This is a genomic window from Agrobacterium sp. K11 (genome assembly GCF_059429395.1).
In genome coordinates this window covers 1-8,389 of record NZ_JCAHRB010000027.1, presented here as the reverse complement: position 1 = coordinate 8,389, position 8,389 = coordinate 1, and the positions used below count along the sequence as shown (strand labels likewise).

Here is an 8,389-nt window from a genome sequence, read left to right as displayed (position 1 = left end):
CGGCATTGAGGGCGCGCACATCGGCGCGGCGATGCGCCATGGCAACCCGGGTGCCGTCGGTAGGCTTCTCACTGTCGGCGACATAATCACGCACGATCTGCGCCATCGCCTTGTCGCGGCTTTCCGCAAAGTGGATGTCGCCGTGATCGCGATAGGCGGCGAGCCCCTCGGCCGTCTTGTGGGTCGCAAAGGCAACCGACGCCTGCCTCTGCCAATCATGGCGCTGGCGGCGAATGCCCGAAAGTTCGACATGGCCAATCTGCTCGGCAATCGCCCTGAAGGGTGCACCGGCCCCGATGGCCTGCAGCTGCTCATGGTCGCCGACAAGAACGATCTTTGCGCCGCGCTCTTCCGCTTCTCCGATAAAGCGGGCAAGTTGACGGCTCCCGACCATGCCGGCCTCGTCAATGACGAACACGTCACTGGCGCCGATCAGATCCCGGCCACGGTCCCAGCTGTAAGACCATGACGCGAGGGTGCGGCTTTGAATAGCGGAACTTTCCTCAAGACCCTCGGCAGCCTTTCCGGCAAGTGCCGCACCATGGACCTGATAGCCTTGAGCCTCCCACGCCTCGCGAGCGGCTGCAAGCATGGTGGACTTTCCAGCACCGGCAAACCCGACCACAGCCGCGATGCGTTCTGGCCCGGTAATATGCGCGATCGCATGACGCTGTTCGTCCGACAATCCCGCTGGCGGATCGCTTGCAGATAACATTCCGCCGGAGCTTTTGCGAATGGCGTTATCCTGCCTCTCCATGGCTCGATCGACACGGCGCGGATCGATGCCATGGGAATGCGCCTGATGCAACCGCTCCGCCGATCGCGCCATTGCGAGTTCCAGATCGATCATCTCCCGCGTCGAATAGCGCGCACTGGACACTTCGCCTGTCTCGGCATCGATGCGCTCAGCCTGAAGTTCCACGAGCGCTGGTGAGGCCAAAACAGCCGCAAAGGCGTTCTGGAATGTCTGGGCGTCATCGTTGATGTAGCGATGCAAGGTTTTGGCAATATCGTGCCGATCGAACACGCTCTTCTCATGGCTGATCAGCGTCAGAACCTGTTCCGGTTTTTGGCGGATCAGCTCGGCATTTTGCCGTGCTGCCTCGTCATCCAGCCGCCCGCGCTCGACGGCCATTCCTTGCTGCTGCATCTGCGACGCATGCACGCCCATATGCTCGGTCGGCGACAACTCAAGACCGCGCTGCGCATGCGAGCGATGATCGATGCGAACATCCAGGCCTTCGCGTTGGAGCTCACGGTTGGCGATGCCTTCCCACGACTGCCGGATATCGCGAAGCTGCATGTCGGTTGTCGCCATGCCGTTTGCCAACAGCCGTGCGTTCTTGTGCTCAAGACAGGTCTTCTCGCCAAGGCCGGCTTTGCCAACCTCTCGCGTCGTCATCAGCACATGCGCATGGTAGTTCCTGATATCACCATGCTCACTTGGCGAATGGATTGCAAAATCCACGGCCGCGCCATAGCGGTTTGCCAGATCCTGGGCAAAGGCACGTGCAGCTTTCAGTCGCCCCTCTGGCGAAAGCTCATGCGGAAGCGCGATTTCGAATTCGCGCGCGACACGGGCGTCCTTTCGCTTTTCTGCAAACTCGGCAGCATTCCACAAAGCCGAACGATCGAAAGCCCAATCGGCAGAATGACCTTGCGGCAGCACGATCTCACTATGCTCCACACCTTCTTTCCGGGTGAAGTCATGCACAAGGCCATCGCGTTGATTGACGAGAAGAACCGCGCAACGGTAGGCGGCAGATGCGACAGCGCTGCGGCCAGATGAGCGCGATACAGGTTTCGTGCTGAGATGATAAATCGCCAAACGAAATCTCCGATACGCAAACGGGGAGACCAAACGCTCAAAGGCGCCGCAAGTCGTAAGTGCGCCCTTGTCTGTTTACCGGTGGCAAAGCTAGCAACAACGAACGGGCATTTCGACTACTAAAAGTAGTAGTCGCCAAGTGGCAATTGCTCGTGTTTGAGCAGGGGAAGCGAACGCATCAATCAGGTGAGGTGATTTTCCCCTGCTGAAAAATGGGGCATTCGGTCAGGTCGATGTCAGCGGACATCGAGACTTTGATCAGCGGGCTCTCCGAGGCCTGAACGAACACCGAAGACGGCGTTATGTGCTTCACATCATCAATCTGAAATCGAGCGATGATATAGTGGCATTGATCCCCAGGGTTTCAAGGGAGTGGCCGATGCAGGACGTGGCGACGGTAGGGCTTGATATAGCCAAGCAGGTTTTCCAGGCGCATGGGGCAGATGCGAGCGGCGAAACCCTTTTCAACACGAAGATCAAACGTGAGAACGTTCTGGAGTTTTTCAGCAAGCTCAAACCATGTCTGATCGGAATGGAGTCCTGCGCTACAAGTTATTACTGGGCGCGCCAGTTACTAGAATTTGGGCATGACGTTCGGTTGATCCATACCAGTTACGTGAAGCCCTTCGTGAAACGGGGCAAAACCGACGCCAATGATGCGGAGGCGATCAATGTTGCGCTTACGCAAAAGACAATGCGCTTCGTTCCAGTCAAAACCCTGAACCAACAAGCGGCGATTACGATTTTTCGAACCCGCAGCCTTTTTGTTTCACAACGGACTCAACTCGTAAACGCGCTGCGGGGGCACCTAGCGGAGGCCGGCCTGGTAGCGGCAAAGGGCATTCAAAATTATTCTAAATTACTCAAACTGATGGAAAGTGCAGCAGATACCGTCCTGCCGACAGTTATGAAACAGGCTCTCACCGACATTTGCGACCAGATACATCGATTGAATGATTTGGTCACGAAACTAGACAAAGAGATTGAGCGACGTGTCCAACAAGATGAGAACGCGTGTAGGCTTCTGACGATACCTGGTGTTGGCCCGAAAACTGCAATGTGCGTTATTGCGACAATTCCTGATATCCATCGGTTTCCGTCCGGCCGCCATTTCTCTTCATGGCTGGGTCTTACTCCTCGCACGCATTCAAGCGGAGGTCGTTCGGTTCTGAGGCGCATTACGAAAATGGGGAATAGCGAACTCCGAACGATGCTTTATCTTGGGGGCACAGTAATCATGATGCGAGATAGCAAAACTCCAATCGGTCGTTGGGCCGCTCGATTGCGCGCGAGACGACCGTACAAAGTTGCCGCTATCGCGGTGGCAAACCGTCTCGCGCGCATCATTTGGGCTCTTTTGACAAACGGGGGAGTTTACGATCTGACGCACGGCCGAGAAGCCTCAGCGTGACGCAGCGATAATCTTGGGCGTTTGAATAGGTGGTGGTCGGCGGTAAGCTAACGGGTAGCGCACTAGAGAGCGAATAGGCCGAGGATATTGTTGTATTTAGAATACGTTCTTTATACAGGCGTTTGCTCTGCGTTTCGCATAATGGCGATCTTTAAAGGTAATGCCGTCAAGACTCATGCAGCGCTTCCAATTGCCTTGCCCTCGATCATCCATCTAGCGGGTCGCTTCCAATTAGGGGGCGGCCCGCACTCCTGTCTGGATGGTGATGGCCGCCTCCATGACCGTGCCTTTCTTGACGTGACTGCGTTACCAAAATTGCGTCGAAGTGAGCGGCAGTGCAGGCGGGCATCTGGCTGCAGCGGTTCGACAGGGTGCGTCGTTAACGGTCCTTCGTAACCTCTGCGCTCCACTCAGTCGGCCACCGTATGGCGCCCGGAGCGCCTGCGATTGGGAAAAACCGGGACGCGATATACAACCTAGGATAAAGTACCATTGAATGTTCGCTATTGAGGAATGAGGGTATTCCAATACCATTAGCACAAATCAGAGCCGGTTGCCTCAAGATCGAATGTGCATCGTCCAGGAAGACAGGCATTCGTTTGGTGGCAACCAAAAATCGGAGTTTCAAAGGCCTCTGGAATGGCCCATACAGGACACCGTCGATAAGCGGAGCAGACATGAAGACCAGCCGTGAACATTTGCCAGAACGAAAGCAACGCGAGCTCGCGCGTGTCGTCGGAATTATTCAGGAAGAGTTTGCTGATCTGGTGGACCGCTCCAAGTCTGACGCCAAGAAGGATGGACGGATTTTCAAAATCATTCTGTTCGGTTCTTACGCGCGTGGCACCTGGGTGGATGAGCCGCATACGTCGAAAGGCTACCGCTCGGATTTCGATATCCTTGTCATCGTCAGCAACAAGGAACTGGCCGATCCCAAGTACTGGGACAAGGCGACCGATCGGCTGATGTGGGACAAGGAGATCGAGACGCCTGTTAGCCTCATTGTCCATGGCGCTCGCGAGATCAGCAATTTTCTGCAGGAAGGGCAATATTTCTTCAGCGATATCCGACGGGATGGCATTGCGCTCTACGAACTTGATGACAGAGAACTCGCCGAGCCGAAAGTCTTGATGCCGCACGAAGCTTTTGAGGTGGCGCGAAAGAATGCTGCCAATCGTTTCAAGGTGATCGATAGTTTCGTGAATTTCTCACTATTCGGCCTGCAAAACAGAGACCTTCCGGGCACTGCCTTTCAGTTGCACCAAGCAGTGGAGCATATGTACGGCGCTCTACTTCTTACCCTTACAAATCACACGCCAGCATCCCATAACCTCAAATTCCTAAGAGGACTTTCCGAGGATCGTGATGTCAGGCTGATCGACGCTTGGCCTCGCGACCAAGCCAGATATGTCAGCTGGTTTAATCTACTCAATGAGGCGTATGTGAAAGCCAGGTATTCTGAACACTATGAGATGTCTGAAGAAGGTCTCTCTTGGATAATGGGCCGAGCGTCGGTGCTCTACGACATTGTTAAAGTGGTGTGCGCTGAACATCTCCAAAACCTTGAACGGGCCGCGAGACAAGCCGCAAATTCCAGCGACTGAGCTTCACGGGTGGCACAAACTTTCCTGAACTCAGGTAACAGCCACCGCAGCGTCATGAACCATACGGTCCAACCAACTCTCGCTATCGCTATGTCGATCTCCTCATAGAAACTGGTCTGTCTTCCAGGAACGAAGCCGTGGTCAACAGCTGCAGTTCCGGTGCGACCGCAATCGAAAGGAATAATCGTGGCAAGGAAAACAATCGAACAGCGTCTGGCTGAACTGGATGCGCAACGGTCGGCCCTAAAGGCCCGTCTCTCGAAAACCGAGCGCAACAACGATATGCGCCGCAAGGTCCTGATCGGGTCGCTCGTTCTGCATCACCTGGAGACTTCGGATGATCAGGAGTTCAACAAACAACTCGGTGACTGGCTGCGCCGCGAACTACCGGGTTTTCTGACACGCGACAGTGACAAGGCGCTCTTCACCGATCTGATCGGACCAGTACAGCCGGGCACGGCAGAGAGTGGTTACGGCGTGCAGGGTGCTCCATGAACCGATTGCGACTTGCCCGCGACGCATTCAAAAACATGATGCGAGCCGCCGCGCGTGATCCGCTTTGGGCATTCCTGGCTTTAATCACCATGCCCTTCCGGATCTGGAAACGGCTCCTCGGATTTATGTTCATCCTGTTCATCGTCACGTTTGTGATCGGCATGGGTGGCGCTCACTTCCTTGATCAAATGGGTTTCGGGCACGGCTCGCCTGTCCACATTATCCCAGGTCTCTTAACCCTGCTGTCGCTCGCCGTTATCACCTTTTGGTTCATCACCACTCCACTGATTTTGCATTTCGGGGATGATGACGATGATACCCATGGCTCTGCCCGCTTCGCGACACACAAGGAGATAGCCGCACTCACCTCATCCGGTTCCGGCCTGTTGATCGGTCGTCATACGAAAACGGCCAAGCCTCTGCGCTATGATGGCCCGGCCCATCTCCTGACGATGGCGCCGACCCGTAGCGGTAAAGGTGTCGGCACGATCATCCCGAACCTGCTGACCGCCGACCGGTCCATGATCTGCGTCGATCCAAAAGGCGAGAATGCAAGAATCACCGGCCGTGCGCGCCAGAAATTCGGGCCGGTTCATGTGCTCGATCCTTTTGGTGTTACCGGGAGACCCTCGGCAGCGTTCAATCCCCTGGCCATGCTAGATCCCCACGGCCTCGATGTCGCGGACGACGCCAGCACCCTTGCCGATGCCCTCGTGTTCGACGAACCGGGAATGGCGGGCGAGGCGCATTGGAACGAGGAGGCAAAAGCTCTTATCGGCGGATTGTTGCTCGAGATCGTTGCATCTGAACCTTTGAGACGCAGACACCTCGCAACACTTCGAGAGTATCTGACCCTTGCTCCAGAACAATTTGCAGCACTGCTCAAGCGTATGCAGGACAGCAATGCGGCAAGAGGTCTTGTCGCGCGTGCCGCAAACCGCCACCTCGGAAAATCCGATCGCGAAGCCGCAGGCGTTCTCTCCGCAGCCCAACGCCATACGCATTTTCTTGATTCACCGCGCATGACGGCCGTCCTCAGCGGCTCGGATTTCCGGTTTGCCGATCTCAAGCACAGCAACGTGACGGTGTTCCTCGTCCTTCCCCCTGATCGCCTCTCGACCTATTCGCGCTGGCTGCGCCTGCTTGTCTCACAAAGCCTGCTCGAAATGGCCCGCGATCCGACAAAGCCGGCGACACCGGTTCTCTATCTGCTCGATGAGTTCGCATCCCTTGGGTATTTGGCACCTGTCGAACGCGCGATGGGTCTGATGGCGGGCTATGGTGTCCAGCTTTGGCCCATCCTCCAGGACATCCATCAGCTGCGTGCCACATACGGTCACCGCGCCGGAACCTTCCTGTCAAACGCCGGCGTGCTGCAGGTCTTCGGCGTCAACGATCATGACAGCGCCCGCCTCATCTCTGATTTGCTCGGGCAGGAGACGGTCGTGTTCCAGACCATGGCGAGAGCCCTCGATTCCGATAAGACCGGGATCTCCTACAGCCAGCAACATACCGGCCGGCCGCTACTCACCCCTGATGAGGTGCGCAATCTTCCGGCGCACGGACAATTGCTGTTCCTGGCCGGACAACGGCCAATTTTTGCTGAGAAACTTGCCTACTTTGCCGATCCGGAATTCAGGGAGATGTTCGATCCAGTTTAACGGGAATGGTGGTAAAAAGGCAGTTCGACAACCCACCAAATCCTTGTATGCGCGGCCCTCCGGCTATCTTGATTGTGAAGGCAATTTGCGCGCAATTCACTGGCCACGCAGTTCGCGAACACAAGTTATTCGGCCATATCAAAGTGCGACCGCATAATGCTGTTTGGCAGAAAATCGAGAGCTTCGAGACTGATGGCGAGAGTTTCACTTTTGCCAAGCCCGTCTTCGTAGTGACACGAGACGTGCACCGTATTCGGTGCGCGCCTTAAACCTCGACGCGGTCTTTGTGAGCAGTTTCGACCAAAGCCGTTCGAGGCAGTTTTCCTAATGCGCTCATCGAATGGTTTAGAAATACGCGGTAAAGTTTGGCCGCGTTGGCTTTGACAATTTGTATGTCAGATTGCTTTGGGAGCGAATATGCGGAGCGTCGTTTTATCGTCTATTGTTCTGGGCGTGGCCATTGGCGGATCGCCGGTCCAAGCGCAGACGCGAATTCCATATGAGAAAGCACCTTACAACGACACTGGAATCCAATGCGGCGCTTTGTTCGCCCTCCTTGCCGAAGGCTACGAGGAGGCAGGCGAAAAAGGTAAATCCGTCGATTACCAACAGAAATTCGCTAAGCAGTTGAAGGCTTCTGAGGAAGAATTTGAAAGCGTAGGGCGACCTAAACTAGAAGCAAAACAAATTTACCAAGAACGTCGCGGCATTCTCGCTACCATGATGGAAAAGGATACCCAAATGATGGCGGGACTCGTCCGTTTCTGCGATCAAAAGTATCCCCTCTGAGCTCTTCCTGCAGTGAAAGGGTAGACGCATGTGCCCCACATGTCCTGCCCGATGCGATGTAGGCCGCCGCCACAGTGCAGATCGGGCTTTCCGGCTCGATAATCTCCTCCACACGAATACAGCGGCGAGCCGGACTTGATGTCTTCGTCTCGCAGTATGGGCGTCAGGCTATATTGACCCATTTCAATGGGTCATTTACGGCGGATTTTCAATTAATTGACCCATTATAATGGGTGTTTCAGACGCATTCTTGCCGCCCGCGGAAATTTCACAGCGGTTTCAGCGTGACAAGCGCTGCTCATCATCTATCAGGATCAACTGATGTGGGAGAGTGTTCTAACGGGAACGCACTCCTCCATTGACCGGATGACGATCACTTGCGCCGAGACCGGAGCTTTCTGAAAGTGCTTCTTCAAACCAGCAACAGAAAGGAAGATGCTATGTCGGTAGGAAAGAAGTTCATCGGACTAGACGTTCATCAGGACACCATAGCGATAGCTATTGCGGATGATGGAGTGGTTGAGGTTCGCTATTACGGCACAATTGCTGTTTAGCGGCAATCTCGATGAGATTCAGCGTCAATCAGGATGAGACTCGCGCC

The 8,389-nt window shown here is 55.2% G+C and carries 6 protein-coding genes; 5 read left to right on the top strand and 1 reads right to left on the bottom strand.

Annotated elements, in window-relative coordinates; all coding sequences use genetic code 11:
- The coding region (traA, locus tag AC5SEO_RS26615) for a Ti-type conjugative transfer relaxase TraA (RefSeq protein WP_495364193.1) at nucleotides 1-1,828 on the bottom strand (1,828 nt) is incomplete at its 3' end.
- A 379-nt stretch (nucleotides 1,829-2,207) separates the two neighbouring features.
- Between traA and AC5SEO_RS26610 the strand changes: the two genes are divergently transcribed.
- The 5 genes from AC5SEO_RS26610 to AC5SEO_RS26590 all read left to right on the top strand — a co-directional run bounded on the left by AC5SEO_RS26610 (nucleotide 2,208) and on the right by AC5SEO_RS26590 (nucleotide 7,788).
- Nucleotides 2,208-3,239, top strand: a complete 1,032-nt coding sequence (locus AC5SEO_RS26610; RefSeq protein WP_495364192.1) for an IS110 family RNA-guided transposase — start codon at nucleotides 2,208-2,210, stop codon at nucleotides 3,237-3,239.
- Between the two features lie 677 nt (nucleotides 3,240-3,916).
- Nucleotides 3,917-4,843, top strand: coding sequence for a nucleotidyltransferase and HEPN domain-containing protein (locus AC5SEO_RS26605; RefSeq protein WP_495364191.1), 927 nt, complete (start codon nucleotides 3,917-3,919; stop codon nucleotides 4,841-4,843).
- 186 nt (nucleotides 4,844-5,029) lie between these two features.
- The gene (locus AC5SEO_RS26600; protein WP_019567428.1) at nucleotides 5,030-5,338 is read left to right on the top strand and encodes a mobilization protein; all 309 of its coding nucleotides are present in this window, start codon (nucleotides 5,030-5,032) and stop codon (nucleotides 5,336-5,338) included.
- Nucleotides 5,335-6,999, top strand: coding sequence for a type IV secretory system conjugative DNA transfer family protein (locus AC5SEO_RS26595; protein ID WP_495364190.1), 1,665 nt, complete (start codon nucleotides 5,335-5,337; stop codon nucleotides 6,997-6,999). Before AC5SEO_RS26600 ends, AC5SEO_RS26595 begins: the two co-directional genes overlap by 4 nt.
- A gap of 417 nt (nucleotides 7,000-7,416) precedes the next feature.
- Nucleotides 7,417-7,788 carry a hypothetical protein gene (locus AC5SEO_RS26590; protein WP_112539498.1) on the top strand — a complete coding sequence of 124 codons (372 nt, stop codon included), beginning with the start codon at nucleotides 7,417-7,419 and terminating at the stop codon, nucleotides 7,786-7,788.
- Nucleotides 7,789-8,389 lie beyond the last annotated feature (601 nt).